Origin of the sequence: Rhodanobacter humi (genome assembly GCF_041107455.1) — a bacterium.
Taxonomy (GTDB): domain Bacteria; phylum Pseudomonadota; class Gammaproteobacteria; order Xanthomonadales; family Rhodanobacteraceae; genus Rhodanobacter_A.
This window is the reverse complement of record NZ_JBGBPY010000001.1, coordinates 2,053,869-2,068,336: the sequence shown is the minus strand read 5'-3', so window position 1 is coordinate 2,068,336 and position 14,468 is coordinate 2,053,869. Positions and strand designations below refer to the sequence as shown.

Annotated in this window: 9 protein-coding genes; 5 read left to right on the top strand and 4 right to left on the bottom strand. The window is 67.4% G+C overall.

Annotated features, from left to right (window positions below):
- Nucleotides 1-31: 31 nt before the first annotated feature.
- Together yjjJ and AB7878_RS09085 are read left to right on the top strand one after the other, a co-directional pair.
- Nucleotides 32-1,417, top strand: a complete 1,386-nt coding sequence (yjjJ, locus tag AB7878_RS09090) for a type II toxin-antitoxin system HipA family toxin YjjJ (protein WP_369494053.1) — start codon at nucleotides 32-34, stop codon at nucleotides 1,415-1,417.
- Nucleotides 1,414-2,007: an HAD family hydrolase gene (locus AB7878_RS09085; RefSeq protein ID WP_369494052.1), complete on the top strand. Its 594-nt coding sequence runs from the start codon at nucleotides 1,414-1,416 to the stop codon at nucleotides 2,005-2,007. Before yjjJ ends, AB7878_RS09085 begins: the two co-directional genes overlap by 4 nt.
- Nucleotides 2,008-2,017: 10 nt before the next feature.
- Here the strand turns inward: AB7878_RS09085 and AB7878_RS09080 are convergent, their stop codons facing one another.
- The 3 genes from AB7878_RS09080 to AB7878_RS09070 form a co-directional block, all read right to left on the bottom strand.
- Nucleotides 2,018-3,109, bottom strand: coding sequence for a PA0069 family radical SAM protein (locus AB7878_RS09080; protein WP_369494051.1), 1,092 nt, complete (start codon nucleotides 3,107-3,109; stop codon nucleotides 2,018-2,020).
- 112 nt (nucleotides 3,110-3,221) lie between these two features.
- Complete coding sequence (locus tag AB7878_RS09075; RefSeq protein WP_369494050.1) at nucleotides 3,222-4,889, bottom strand: MFS transporter; 1,668 nt, start codon at nucleotides 4,887-4,889, stop codon at nucleotides 3,222-3,224.
- Between the two features lie 273 nt (nucleotides 4,890-5,162).
- A complete protein-coding gene (locus AB7878_RS09070; RefSeq protein ID WP_369494049.1) occupies nucleotides 5,163-6,590 on the bottom strand; it encodes a porin in 1,428 nt (475 codons plus the stop codon).
- Nucleotides 6,591-6,791: 201 nt separating this feature from the next.
- Here AB7878_RS09070 and acs point away from each other — a divergent pair, with 201 nt between their 5' ends.
- The 3 genes from acs to AB7878_RS09055 all read left to right on the top strand — a co-directional run bounded on the left by acs (nucleotide 6,792) and on the right by AB7878_RS09055 (nucleotide 10,947).
- Nucleotides 6,792-8,732: an acetate--CoA ligase gene (gene acs / locus AB7878_RS09065; RefSeq protein ID WP_369494048.1), complete on the top strand. Its 1,941-nt coding sequence runs from the start codon at nucleotides 6,792-6,794 to the stop codon at nucleotides 8,730-8,732.
- A gap of 93 nt (nucleotides 8,733-8,825) precedes the next feature.
- On the top strand, nucleotides 8,826-9,503 hold the full coding sequence (locus AB7878_RS09060; RefSeq protein ID WP_369494047.1) for a response regulator transcription factor: 678 nt from the start codon (nucleotides 8,826-8,828) through the stop codon (nucleotides 9,501-9,503).
- 442 nt (nucleotides 9,504-9,945) lie between these two features.
- The gene (locus AB7878_RS09055) at nucleotides 9,946-10,947 is read left to right on the top strand and encodes a J domain-containing protein (RefSeq protein ID WP_369494046.1); all 1,002 of its coding nucleotides are present in this window, start codon (nucleotides 9,946-9,948) and stop codon (nucleotides 10,945-10,947) included.
- Nucleotides 10,948-10,958: 11 nt separating this feature from the next.
- Here AB7878_RS09055 and AB7878_RS09050 read toward each other — a convergent pair whose 3' ends face one another.
- The gene (locus AB7878_RS09050) at nucleotides 10,959-14,444 is read right to left on the bottom strand and encodes a PAS domain-containing hybrid sensor histidine kinase/response regulator (protein WP_369494045.1); all 3,486 of its coding nucleotides are present in this window, start codon (nucleotides 14,442-14,444) and stop codon (nucleotides 10,959-10,961) included.
- Between the last annotated feature and the right edge of the window lie 24 nt (nucleotides 14,445-14,468).

Below are 14,468 nucleotides of genomic sequence, written 5' to 3'. Positions count from 1 at the left end.
TTGAAGTATCTATTCAAGTATCTATTCATATATGAGCAACCCAGCCGCCCTGACCGAGCGCCTGCTGGCCACCCTGCGCCTGCGCCGGGTGGCCAGCGCGCGTGAACTGGGCGAGGCGCTGGGCGCCAGCCAACCCAGTATCTCGCGCACGCTGGCAGCGGCCGGTTCGCGGGTGGTGCGCATCGGCCAGGCGCGACGCAGCCGCTACGCCGCGGTGCGTGACGTGCGCGGATTGGGCACGCACTGGCCGCTGTACCGCATCGACGAACAGGGCCGACCGCAAGCATTCGGCCAACTGACCGCCTTGCACGGCGACGGCTCCCTCGTCGCCGCAACGACACCACCCGACTGGCTGCAAGGCGAATTCGCCGACGGCCTGTTCCCCGGCCTGCCCTGGTTCCTCGACGACCAGCGCCCGCAAGGCTTCCTCGGCCGCCAGTTCGGCCAGCGCTGGGCGCGCGAACTGGGTCTGCCCGCCGACATCCTGCGCTGGAACGCGGATGCCGTGCTCGCCGCCCTGCTGTTGCACGGCGACGACGGCCCCGGCGATTTCGTGCTGGGCGACACGGCGCTGGAACATGCGCTGCGCGCCGACCCGGTGGCGATCCCCGGCGCGACACGCGAGCAACGCTATGCGGAACTGGCGCAAGCCGCACTGGCCGGCGAACTGGCCGGTTCCTCGGCTGCCGGCGAGCAGCCCAAGTTCACCGCCTGCGTGGAAGATGCCGACGGCGCGCTGCGCCACGTCATCGTGAAGTTCAGCGAGCCGGTGAGTAGCCATGCCGGCGCCCGCCGCTGGGCGGACTTGCTGGTCTGCGAACACCTGGCCGGCGAGTTGCTGGCCGAACACGGCCATGCCAGCGCACGCACCGAACTGCTGTGGTCGCAAGGCCGACTGTGCCTGGAGGCCAGCCGCTTCGACCGCATCGGCACGCACGGCCGGCGCGGCTTCGTCACCCTCGCCGCCTGGAGCGACGCCCACGACGGCGAGCGCGACGACTGGGCCGGCGCCGCGCAGCGCATGCGGCAAGCCGGCTGGATCAGCGATGCGGCACTGGAACAGGTGCGCCTGCGCTGGTGGTTCGGCCGTCTGATCGGCAACACCGACATGCACTTCGGCAACCTCGGCTTCTTCCTCGGCGATGCGCTGCCGCTGCCACTCGCACCCAGCTACGACATGCTGCCCATGCTCTACCGCCCCGCCGCCAACGGCGCGGTGGTGGCACGCGCGTTCGAGCCACCGCCGCCCACGCCCGCCGCGCTGCCCACTTGGCGGCAGGCCGCGGCCTGGGCCGAGCTCTATTGGCAACGCGCGGCGCAACACCCCGACATCGGCGACGAGTTCCGCCGCATCGCCGACGCCAACCACACCGTGCTCGGCCGCCTGCGCCGGCGCTTCGACACGGACGCCGCATGAACCTCGCCCTGTTCGACTTCGACGGAACCCTCACCACGCGTGAAACCTTCGGCGACTTCATGCGTCACGCGGTGACGCCGCGGCGTCGCGCGCTGGGCGTGCCGTTGTTCGCGCCGATGCTGGCCGGCTACAAGCTGGGCCTCGTCTCCGGCAATCGCATTCGTCACCACGTCGCCGCCTTCGGCTTCCGTGGCGTACGAGCCACGCATGTCCACGCGGCCGGCGAACGCTTCGCCGCCGAAGTCCTGCCTGGCCTGCTGCGTCCCGATGCCATGCAACGCCTCGCCTGGCACCAGTCGCGAGGCGACAAGGTCGTGCTGGTCTCCGGCGGCCTCGACTTCTACCTCGCACCGTGGTGCCGGCAACACGGCCTGGAGTTGATCTGCTCGCGCATGGAAACACGCGGCGAACGCCTCACCGGCCGCTACCATGGTGCGCAATGTGTGGGGGAGGAAAAGGCCCGCCGCGTGCGCGAAAGCCACGACCTCGCCGCCTACGGTACGTGCTACGCCTACGGCGACACGCACGAGGACGAAGCCATGCTGGCGCTGGCACACAAGCGCTACTACCGCGGTGTCGAGATCGCCTGACCAGCAAGCATCAGAACAATTCTCCTTGCGGCGACGGCTTGCGCGGCGGCGCGAAGCGCGTGCCGTCGAGCCGAAGTTCGCGAGCCCGGCCGAAGCCGTGCTTGCGGCAAGCCACTTCAAAGCGCTTGCGCAGCAGTTCGGCGAACACGCCCTGGCCGCGCATGCGGGTGCGGAAGTCGCTGTCGTAGTCGCGGCCGCCGTTCATCTGCTGCACCAGGCTCATCACGTGCTCGGCGCGCTGCGGCGCGTGCAGGGCCAGCCATTCGCGGAACAGTTGCTTCAGCTCCCACGGCAGGCGCAGCACCGTGTAGCCGGCGCAACGGGCGCCGGCGGCGTGTGCGCGCTCGAGCACGGCCTCCATGTCCTTGTCGTTGAGCGCGGGGATGATCGGCGCCACCAGCACACCCACCGGCACGCCGGCTTCGGCCAGCGCGGCGATGGCCTTCAAGCGACGATGCGGCGCGCTGGCGCGTGGTTCGAGTTTCGCGGCGAGGTGGTTGTCCAGCGAGTTCACCGAGACGAAGACCTGCACCAGGTGTTCGCGCGCCATCGCGGCAAGCAGGTCGAGGTCGCGTTCGACCAGCGCGTTCTTGGTGACGATGGTGCAGGGATGATGGCACTCGGCCAGCACCTCCAGCGCGGCGCGGGTGAGCCGCCATTTTTTCTCGACGGGCTGGTAAGGATCGGTGTTGCTGCCGATGTTGATCGGGCTGACCTTGTAGCCGGGTTTCGCCAGTTCGGCGCGCAGTACTTCGGCGAGGTTGGTCTTGGCGCGGATCTTCGTTTCGAAGTCCAACCCCGGCGAGAGGTTGAGGTAGCTGTGGCTGGGCCGGGCAAAGCAATAAACACATCCATGCTCGCACCCGCGATACGGGTTCATCGCCTGGTCGAAGGCGATGTCGGGCGAGTCGTTGCGGGTGATGACGCTGCGCGCGCGCTCCTCGGTGACCTCGGTGCGCGGGCGCGGCGCGGTCTCGTCCAGCAGCAGGCTTTGCCAGCCGTCGTCCTCGGCGTGGTGACGGATGGACTCGAAGCGCCCCTCCGGGTTGGAGGCGGCGCCGCGGCCCTTGATCGCCTGCGGTGGAAAGACAGAGTCGTTCATCGGCGCAGTGTGGCGCGCGGGCATCTCAACCGGCGCGACACGTTCGTAGGAGCGGCTTCAGCCGCGATAACCGGGTGACGAATCGCGGCTGAAGTCGCTCCTACGGTTCTTGTCAGGCGGTGATGTCCACGTCCTTCGTCTCGCGCACGAACAGCAGGCCGACCACGAACGTCATCAACGCAATCACCACCGGATACCACAGGCCTGCGTAGATGTTGCCGGTGAGCGCCACGATGCCGAACGACACCGAGGGCAGGAAGCCGCCGAACCAGCCGTTGCCGATGTGGTACGGCAGGCTCATCGAGGTGTAGCGGATCCTGGTCGGGAACATTTCCACCAGCCACGCCGCGATCGGGCCGTAGACCATGGTCACGTAGAGCACCAGCAAGAACAGCAGGAACACCAGCATCGGGTAATTGCTGCGCGCCGGGTCGGCCTTGGCCGGGTAGCCGGCCTGGTCCAGCGCCGCGCCGAGGCGCGCCGCAAACGCCTTGTCCTGCGCGGTGAAGTCGGCCTTGGCCAGCGCGCCGCCCTCGAACGCATCGATGCTCGCGTTGCCCACCATCACTTTCGCCACCAAACCCGCCGGCGCCGCCTGGTTGTCATACGGCACGCCACGCTTGGCCAGCGTGCTCTTGGCGATGTCGCAGGAGCTGGTGAAGGTCGAGGTGCCGGTGAGGTTGATCTGCAGATGGCAGCGGGCCGGATCGGCCTGCACGATGACCGGCGCACTGTTGCGGGCCGCCTCGATGCCCGGATTGCCGTAGTGGGTGATCGCCTTGAAGATCGGGAAGTAGGTCAGCGCGGCGAGCAGGCAACCGGCCAGCACCACCGGCTTGCGCCCGATCTTGTCCGACAGCCAGCCGAACACCACGAAGAACGGGGTGCCGATCAGGAGCGCGCCGGCGATCAGCAGCTGGGTGGTGGTGGCGTCGATCTTCAGCGTGCTGCCGAGGAAGTACATCGCGTAGAACTGGCCGCAGTACCACACCACGGCCTGGCCGGCGGTGGCGCCGAGCAGGGCCAGGATCACCAGCTTGAGGTTGCCCCAGCGCGCGAACGACTCGGTGAGCGGCGCCTTCGAGGTCTTGCCCTCGGCCTTCATCTGCTTGAACACCGGCGACTCGGCCAGCTGCATGCGGATGTACACCGACACCGCCAGCAGCAGCGAGGACAGCAGGAACGGCACGCGCCAGCCCCAGTCGTCGAACTTGCCGCCAAGCATCCACTTGCAGCCCAGGATCACCAGCAGCGACAGGAACAGGCCGAAGGTGGCGGTGATCTGGATGAAGCTGGTGTACAGGCCACGCTTGCCCGGCGGTGCATGTTCGGCCACGTAGGTGGCCGCGCCGCCGTACTCGCCGCCCAGCGCCAGGCCCTGCAGCATGCGCAGCGCGATCAGGATCACCGGCGCGGCCACGCCGATCGAACCGTAGCTTGGCAGCAGGCCCACGAAGAACGTGGACAAGCCCATGATGACGATGGTGATGAGGAAGGTGTACTTGCGCCCCACCAGGTCGCCCACCCTGCCGAACACGATCGCGCCGAACGGACGCACCGCGAAGCCGGCGGCGAACGCGAGCAGCGCGAACACCAGCTGGCTGGCCTCGTTCAATCCCGAGAAGAACTGGTGGCCGATGATCACGGCCAGCGAGCCGTACAGATAGAAGTCGTACCACTCGAACACGGTGCCCAGGCTGGATGCCAGGATCACCCGCTTGTGGCTGGTATCCAGTCCGGCGGCGTGCTTGCCGACGGCGTCGATGGCGTTGCTGGCCATGTGCGTTCCCCTCCCGAGGGTGATGGCGGCATCCCGTGGGGGAGGCCTTCGTGCAATGCGGCCCGCCGACTGGCGGATCGCGCGGCGCCCTCCCGCCATGCGGGAGGACAAGGACACCGCAGCCTCCGGGCAGGGAACCCCTTCCCCGCATCGGCTGCATCGGTCGTTTGCTGCTGTCTTGCCGATGCCGGCGACACGCGCCGCCGGCCCTGCCAGCACCTGCTCACGCAGCTGCGTCGAACTGGCGGCGACTCGCACCGCCACCGATCACGCCTAGAACTTGTACATCCCGTTGAGGCTGACCTGGTTGCCCGTGGTGGTGCGGGTCGCCGTCGCGCCGTTGGCCGAGTCGAGCTTGTCGTGCAACCACTCCACGCTCAGTGCGTAGGCGCCGGTGGCGTACTGCACGCTCAGTGCCGACTGCTGGTTCTTCAGGCGGCCGGCGGCGCCGATCCAGCGCAGCACGTCGGCGCGGTCCGGCTTGGCGATGCCGTAGAACGCATACGCGCTCCAGTTCGGGGTGAACTTGTAGCCGGCCTGCACGTAGCCGCCGCTCTCGGAGATGTCGCCGAACTGCGACAGCGCGCCGAAGATCTCGCCCAGCCCCTTGCCGGTGTAGGCCAGGCCCTTGAACACCCACGGTCCCGGCATCCAGGCGCCAGCCACCTCGTAGCCCACGCTCTTGACCTTGTCCTTGATCGGCGCGGCCACGGTGTTGCCCACGCCCTTGAGGTTCACTTCGCTGTAGTGGGCGGCGGCGTAGGCCACCCAGGTCTTGTCGGCCACGCGCAGGCGCGCCTCCAGCTGCGGGCGGAAGCCCGCGTTGCCCGCGGTGAGGTAGTTCACGTTGTCGCCGGGGCCGTTCCACTGGCCTTCGAACGCGCCCAGGTCGAGCCGCCACTTGGCGCCGTCGCTGCCGTGGTTGAGGTCCTGCATCACCACCACGCCAGGGAAGCGCCAGCCCACCATGCCGGTGCCGAAGCCCAGCGGGAAGGCGATGTGCGAGAGCGAATCCGGGATGTTGTCGATCGGGAACATCAACTCCCACTGCTGGCCCACGCGCACCGTGGTGCCGGTGACCGGGTTGGTGAGGTCCATGTAGGCTTGGCGCAGGCGCGGCGTGGGCTGCTGCTGGCTGTACGGCCCGGTGCCGTTGAAACCGCCGTAGAAGTCCATCTCGATGCGGCCGCCGCCGACCCAGTCGCCGGCGAACTTCGCGCCGCTGAAGTCAAGCCAGAAGCGCGAGTTGCGCACGTCCATGCCGGAGAGCGAGCCTCGCGAGCCCGGCACCGGGAATTCCGCGTTCGTGCCGTTGCCGAAGGTGAAGCTCTTGTTCTGGCTGAAGGCGCTGGCGCTGACGAAACCGTGCAAGGCCACCGACACGCCCGGCGCGGTGGTGAACACCGGCTTGGCTTCAGCGGACGGTGCGGCGGCGACGTTCTGCGCCGGTGCGGCGGGGGCGGGTTGTGCCGGCGGCTGCTTCTGCGGCTGCTTCTGCGCCTGGATCATCGCCTTCAGCTGCGCCAGCTGCTGCTCCAGCTGGTCCACGCGCTGCTCCAGCTGCTGCTCGCGGGCGCTGACGTTGCCGGTGGTCGCGGTTGACGGAGTGGTCTGCGCCTGTGCCGCCCACGGCAGCGCCAGTGCGCAGGCGATGCCCAGCGCCAGCGGCGCGCGGCAACGACGGAGGAGTGTCGGGCTCATGCGGGGCTTCCCCAAGGTGATCGTGGGGCGAGCATGCTCATGCCCCCGCACGCATGACTATTCGCCGATGGTCGTACCTCGACCAAAGTCGATGGGCTGGGCTCCTCGACGCCCCGGCGACGCCGCTACACTCGAAAGCCTCTGCATGCCCTTCGCAGCAGGCCCCGCGCCCGCCCCCACTCTCGCCAGCAGGAGTCCCGCATGTCCACGATCCATCCCGTCGATCCCGCATTCGCCGCCAAGGCGCGCATCCGCAAGGACGATTACGAGCGGCTGTATGCCGAGTCGGTGAAGGACCCCGAAGGCTTCTGGGCCAGGGTGGGCGAACGGCTGGACTGGGCGAAGCGGCCGACCAAGATCAAGAACGTCTCCTTCGACCCGAAGAACCTGCACATCCGCTGGTACGAGGACGGCACGCTCAACGTGGCCGCGAACTGCCTCGACCGGCATCTGAAGGAACGCGGCGACAAGGTGGCGATCATCTTCGAGGGCGACGACCCGAACGAGTCGCGCAAGCTCACCTACCGCGAGCTGCACGCCGAGGTGTGCAAGTTCGCGAACACGCTGAAGCACCTGGGCGTGGCCAAGGGCGACCGCGTGGCGATCTACCTGCCGATGATCCCCGAGGCCGCGGTGGCGATGCTGGCCTGCGCGCGCATCGGCGCGATCCACTCGGTGGTGTTCGGCGGCTTCTCGCCCGACTCGCTGGCCGGGCGCATCGCCGATTCGCAGTGCAGGCTGGTGGTGACCGCCGACGAGGGCGTGCGCGGCGGCCGGAAGATCCCGCTCAAGACCAACGTGGACGAGGCGCTGAAGCGCCCCGGCACGAACAGCGTGGAAACCGTGGTGGTGGTGCGCCGCACCGGCAGCGCGGTACCGATGCAGTCGCCGCGCGACCGCTACTGGCACAACCTGATGGACGGCCAAAGCGCGGACTGCCCGGCCGAGGCCATGGAAGCCGAGCACCCGCTGTTCATCCTCTACACCTCCGGCTCCACCGGCAAGCCCAAGGGCGTGCTGCACACCTCGGCCGGCTACCTGGTGTTCACCAGCTACACCCACGAGTGTGTGTTCGACCTGCGCGAGGACGACATCTACTGGTGCACCGCCGACGTGGGTTGGGTCACCGGCCACAGCTACGTGGTATACGGCCCGCTGGCGAACGGCGCCACCACGGTGATGTTCGACGGCGTGCCTAACTACCCCGACTTCAGCCGTTTCTGGCAGGTGGTGGACAAGCACAAGGTGTCGCTGTTCTATACCGCGCCCACCGCGATCCGCGCGCTGATGCGCGAGGGCGAGGCGCCGGTGAAGAAGGCCTCGCGCGCCAGCCTGCGCGTGCTCGGCACGGTGGGCGAGCCGATCAACCCCGAGGCGTGGGAGTGGTACCACCGCGTGGTGGGCGAAAGCCGCCTGCCGATCGTGGACACCTGGTGGCAGACCGAGACCGGCGGCATCCTGATCACCCCGCTGCCCGGCGCGATCGCCACCAAGCCCGGCTCCGCCACCAAGCCGTTCTTCGGCGTGAAGCCCGCCATCGTCGACGCGAACGGCGAAGTGCAGGAAGGCGTGGCCGAAGGCAACCTGCTGCTCACCGACTCCTGGCCCGGCCAGATGCGCACGGTGTACGGCGACCACCAGCGCTTCATCGAGACCTACTTCAGCGCCTACCCCGGCAACTACTTCACCGGCGACGGCGCGCGCCGCGACGAGGACGGCTACTACTGGATCACCGGCCGCGTCGACGACGTCATCAACGTCAGCGGCCACCGCATCGGCACCGCGGAGGTGGAAAGCGCGCTGGTGGCGCATCCCAAGGTGGCCGAAGCCGCCGTGGTCGGCTGCCCGCACGAGATCAAGGGCCAAGGCATCTACGCCTACGTCACCCTGGTCGCCGGCGAAACCGGCACCGACGAGTTGAAAAAGGAACTGGTGGCCTGGGTGCGCAAGGAGATCGGCCCGATCGCCACGCCCGACTACCTGCAGTGGGCACCCAGCCTGCCCAAGACCCGCTCCGGAAAGATCATGCGCCGCATCCTGCGCAAGATCGGCGAGAACCAGCCCGACCAGCTCGGCGACATCTCCACCCTCGCCGATCCCTCGGTGGTGAAGAGCCTCGTCGAGGAACGACTGATCAAATAAGCGTAGGAGCGGCTTCAGCCGCGATGCTCTTGCTCATCAAGAAAGAGCCATCGCGGCTGAAGCCGCTCCTACCGGGTTGATTGAAGCCCCCCCATGCCCGACATCCTGATCGCCGACGACCACCCGCTGTTCCGCGACGCCCTGCAGCGCGCGGTGCTCGCCGCGCTGCCGCAGGCGCAGGTGCGCAGCGCCGAGAGCGTGCACGGCCTGTACGCGCTGATCGAGCAGTACCCGGACGCCGACCTGCTGCTGCTCGACCTGCACATGCCTGGCGCGCGCGGCTACTCCGCGCTGGTGCACATCCGCGGCCAATACCCCGGCCTGCCGATCATCGTGGTCTCCGGCCACGAGGAAGCCCAGGTCGCGCGCCGCGCGCTGGCCCACGGCGCCGCCGCCTACATCCCCAAGTCCACCGCCGGCGACGACATCGTCCACGCGATCCGCGCCGTGCTCGACGGCGACGTGTGGCTGCCGCCGCAACTGGTCGGCGGCCGCGCCGAACTCAAGCCCGCCGAAGCCGACATCGCCGCCCGCATCGCCGCGCTCACCCCGCAGCAGTTCCGCGTGCTCACCATGATCGCCGAAGGCCTGCTCAACAAGCAGATCGCCTGGGAACTCGGCGTCTCCGAAGCCACCGTGAAGGCGCACATGACCGCGATCATGCGCAAGCTCGGCGTCAACAACCGGACGCAAGTTGCGCTGGCCGCCAGCCAGCTGGCCGTGGAGCCGGGGGCGATGCAGCCGTTGCCGGATGAGGGAGAGAATGAGTGAGGTTACAGGGTTCATCCGTTAGGATTTGCCTCTAGCACCTTTTTCGAGCATAGGAAAAGCGCTCAGGTCCGAGACCTACTATGCGTCAGGTCTCATAGAGGAACTCCGATGAATCTATATATGATCCAATGCTTCTGCTGCGAGAGTAAGTTCCAGTTTGGGCCACATGCTTATCATGGTCAGCGGGTTCACGGCTACGACATCATGGTTTGCCGCAGTTGCTACAAGGGAAATTGGGATGGCTGGGCGCCCGATCACGATGAAAAAATACTCAGGTACCTACAGGAGAGAGAGATTAAGCCTCCGCCACGCAATTCGTCAGGATTGCTTCCGCGTGATTGGCCGCCAAGTGCCTCCGAAGCCTGACCATGGTTTGAGACAACTCTGACTCACAGCGTGAATCAAGTCAGGCACTAGGTGAGCAAGAACGGGGAGAAGTGCGGTGTCGATAAAAACTCACTACGACAATTTACAGGTTAAGCAAAACGCGGGTGACGAGGTCATTAGGGGGGCTTACAAATATTTATCTCAGAAATGGCATCCAGACAAAAATCCAAATAATAGGATGGAGGCCGAGAGAGTACTCAAGATCATAAATCAGGCCTATGCCGTCCTTTCGGATCCTGTAAAGCGCAAAGAGCATGACGAGTGGATACAGCAGCAACTTGGAACCACGAGCGGCTCAATGCAAGGTCCGCCGCCGCCGCCGCCGCGATCACCTCCGCCTCTATACCCTCAAGGTCGATCTAAAGCACCACGCCAACCCTCGCCAAGCGCAAAAGCAATGAGGTGGCAGACAATCGCCCTAAGATTGGTTGTTGGATTAGGCCTATCTCTTATCATCACAGCAATAGCTAGATTTGCCGCAACAGCTTCTGTGAATAATACTCTTGGAGAGACTTCTACAATCTCGTCCGTTCCTGTGGAACATATGCCTATTCAACACATCGGACAATTGGAGATCAAGTATACCTCCCCGTTTTTGCCAAACGAACCAAAATCAAGAAGATTGATGTCCGCTCTTCCCGAAAATATGAGAAACCAAGTGCGTTCATTGTCCGTCTATAGCAGCCAACCCACTTGTGGGCTTAGTGAAGTAGGGCTTTTGGTGGGGATGTACGCTCCAGAGGTTCAAGTAAATATTGATGGTGCTGCGGCTGGTTCAACGAAACAGATTTCCACTTTGGAAGGCATTACCAATCCAGAAAGCTCCATTTTCTCTACGACTGTTTCAGGATACCCAGCAAGGCGCGTGTCCTATAAAGCAGATCGTTGGGACGGTGTCATTGACGGAGAGATTCTTGTGGTTGCTGATTCGCAATCGAACACCATTTGGCAACTGCAACTTATTTTCGCTTCCAAGAAAACCAGTAACCCCACTAATCTCAATAACATTCGGTCTTGCGCGAACGAGGTTCTAGCGAGCGTATCAATTACAAAGTAGGGCCAGGCCCACTAATCCTGCGAACTCGCAAGCTCTCCCTGTTTCCTCACCAACGCCGTCAACAACGCTCTTAACGCCGCCGGCTTCACCGGCTTGTGTAGCAGCGGATAGCCCAGCGCGCGGGCGCGCTGCTTGAGTTCGCTGCTGCCGTCGGCGGTGATCAGGGCGGCGGGAGGCAGCGGGTCGCGGGCGGCGCGCAGCTGCTGCAGCGCCTGCAGGCCATCCACGTCGTCGGCGAGGTGGTAGTCGGCGAGGATGAGATCCACCGGGCCGCGACGCAGTTCGGCGGCAGCGGCGGCCACGTCGTGCGCGGTGCGGCAGTCCACTCCCCAGCGGCCGAGCAGGGCGCGCATGCCGTCGAGGATGGCCGCGTCGTCGTCGAGGCACAGCACGGTGAGCGGCAACTGCTCGTCGCTGCCGCCGCGATGCACCGCCTGGCGACGCGGCGGCGCGGCGGCGGCGCGCGGCACCACGATCGCGAAGCAGCTGCCGTGGCCGGGGCGCGAATGCAAGGCTAGCCGGTGGTCGAGCATGGCGGCGATGCGGTCGCAGATCGACAGGCCCAGGCCCAGTCCCTTCTCGCCCCACGGCGAAGGCTGCTCCAGCCGCTGGAACTCGCCGAAGACGCGCGCACGCTGTTCGGCGGCGATGCCGGGGCCGGTGTCCCACACTTCGATGCGTACTTCGTCGCCGGCGCGGCGCGCGCCCAGCAGCACGCTGCCGTGGCGGGTATAGCGCAGCGCGTTGGAGAGGAAGTTCTGCAGTACGCGACGCAGCAGCTGCGGGTCGCTGCGCACGGCGAGCCCCGTGGGCGCCACGCGCAGGCGCAGGCCGCGCTGCTCGGCGAGCACTGCGAACTGGCTCTGCAGCGAGTCGAACAGTTCGGCCAGCGCGAAGTCGCCGATCTCCGGCTGGGTGCTTCCGGTGTCCAGGCGCGAAGTATCGAGCAGCGCATCAAGCAGGTCCTCGGCGGCACGGAACGCGGCGTCGATGCGCTCGGCAAGTTGCCGCGATTCCGCATCCAGCGCCGATTGCTGGCGCAGCGCGGAGGTGAACAGCCGCGCGGCGTTCAAGGGCTGCAGCAGGTCGTGGCTGGCGGCGGCGAGGAAACGGGTCTTGGACGCGTTCGCCGCCTCCGCGGTGCGCTGCGCCTGCGCGGTGGCGGCCAGCGCCTCGCTGAGCTCGGCGGTGCGCTGGTCCACGCGCTGCTCCAGCGTCTCGTTCGCCTCGATCAGCGCCTGCTCGGCGCGCTTGTATGCGGTGACGTCGGTGTAGGTGGTGACGTAGCCGCCGCCGGGCAGCGCACGTCCGCGCATCTCGATGGTGCTGCCGTCGGCGCGCACGCGCTGGAACACGTGCGGGGTGCCCGCGCGCAGGTGGCCGAGCCGCTTGGCCACGTGCGCCGCCACTTCGCCGGGGCCGCATTCGCCGTGTTCGGCATTCCAGCGGATCAGGTCGGTCACCGGCACGCCCACGTAGACCATGCCGTCGGGGTAGCCGAAGAGTTCCAGATAGCGCCGGTTCCACGCCACCACGCGCATCTCGGCATCGACCACGCTGATGCCTTGCGAGACGTTCTCCAGCGTGGAGGACAGCAGCTCGCGATTGAAGCGCAGCTCCTGCGAGGCCTCGTCCATCAGCGCCATCGCCTCGGCGATGTCCAGGCCCGAGCCGGACAGCATGCCCATCAGGATGCGCCGCGCGCTGGCCGCGCCGACCGCGCCGGCGAGCAGGCGCTCGGTATGCTGGATCAGCGCGCGGTCGGCCGCTTCGCCGGCCTGCAGCGGCTTGCCGCGTCGCTGTTCGTGCTCGGCGAACGCGCGTTCGGTGCCGCGGCGGCCCACGATGCGCGTGGCGATGGTACGCAGGTCGGCCACCGCCACACGCCCGCGCCAGTCGCCCGCGCCGCCACGGCTGGCCGCATGCGGCGCGACGAACAGCGCCGCATGCAGGCGTTCCTCCAGGTTCGGCCGCCAGCGCAACGAGATGAACACCAGGCAGGCCACGTTGACCAGCAGCGACCACAGCGTGCCGTGCAGCAAGGGATCGCTGCCGCCGAGATGGAACAGCGCCTGCGGCCGCAGCCAGCCCAGGCCCAGCGGACCGTCCTGCTGCCAGCTGCCGACGTGCAGCATCGCCGGCAGCAGCAAGGTGTAGGCCCACACCGCGAAGCCGGCGACGAGGCCGATCGCCACGCCGCGCCGGCTCGCGCCGCGCCAGTACAGCGCCGCCACGATGGCCGGCGCCAGCTGCGCCACCGCGGCGAACGCGAGCAGGCCGGTGGCGGCGAGGTTCTCGGTGTCGGCCACCACCCGGTAGTAGCCGTAGGCCAGCGCGGCCAACGCCACGATCGCCACGCGGCGCACGCGCAGCACCAGCCGCGAGAGGTCGCTGCGGTGTTCCAGCCGCAGGCGGCGCACGCGCAGCAGCGCCGGCATCACCAGGTCGTTGCTGATCATGGTGGACAGCGCCACCGCCGCCACGATCACCATGCCGGTGGCCGCCGAGAAGCCGCCCACGAAGGCCAGCATCGCCATGCCGCCGTTGCCCAGCGCCAGCGGCAGGTTCAGCACCCAGGCGTCGGCGAGGCCATCGCGCACCGCCGGCAGCTGCGTGCCGGTAACCACGATCGGCAACACCGCCAGCATGATCGCCAGCATGTACAGCGGGAACATCCAGCGCGCGCGATGCAGGTCGCGCGGGTCCTCGCATTCCACGACGCCGATCTGGAACTGCCGCGGCAGGCAGAACATCGCGAAGAACGCGAGCAGCGTCTGCGCGAGGAAGCCAGCCGAGAGGCCGTCGCCGGGATGCCGCAGCGGCAGGCTCGCGGTGGCGGCCAGCCCCGGCCCGTGGCGCAGGGCGAACCACGCCAGCGCGACGAAGGCCACCAGCTTGATCAGCGACTCCAGCGCCACCGCCAGCATCAGGCCATGGTGGTGCTCGGTGGCATCGATGCTGCGCGTGCCGAACAGTATCGCGAACACCGCGAGCAGGCCGGCGCACCACAGCGCGGGATCCGTCGCGACCGCGCCGCGCAATCCCGGCGCGCTGCCGCCCAGCACCGCGAACGACATCGCCACCGCCTTCAGCTGCAGCGCGATGTACGGCAGCACCGCCACCACCGCGATCACCGCCACCACGGCGGCCAGCCAGTGCGACTTGCCGTAGCGCGCGCCGATGAAGTCGGCGATCGAGGTGATGTTGCGCTGTTGCGCCACCTCCACCAGCCGGCGCAGCAGGCCGAAGCCGAACACGAACAGCAGCACCGGCCCCAGGTAGATCGGCAGGTAGCCCAGGCCCTCGCGCGCGGCCGTGCCCACCGCGCCGTAGAACGTCCACGACGAGCAGTACACCGCGAGCGCGAGGCTGTAGACGATCGGCCGCAGGCGCGGCTGGCGCGGGTACAGCGGACGCCGGTCGCCCGCCCAGGCCACGCCGTAGAGCAGGCCCACGTAGAGCAGCGCAACGAGCAGCAGCAGCCAGCCGGCGATCAAGCGTGCCTCCCCGGAAATCGACGT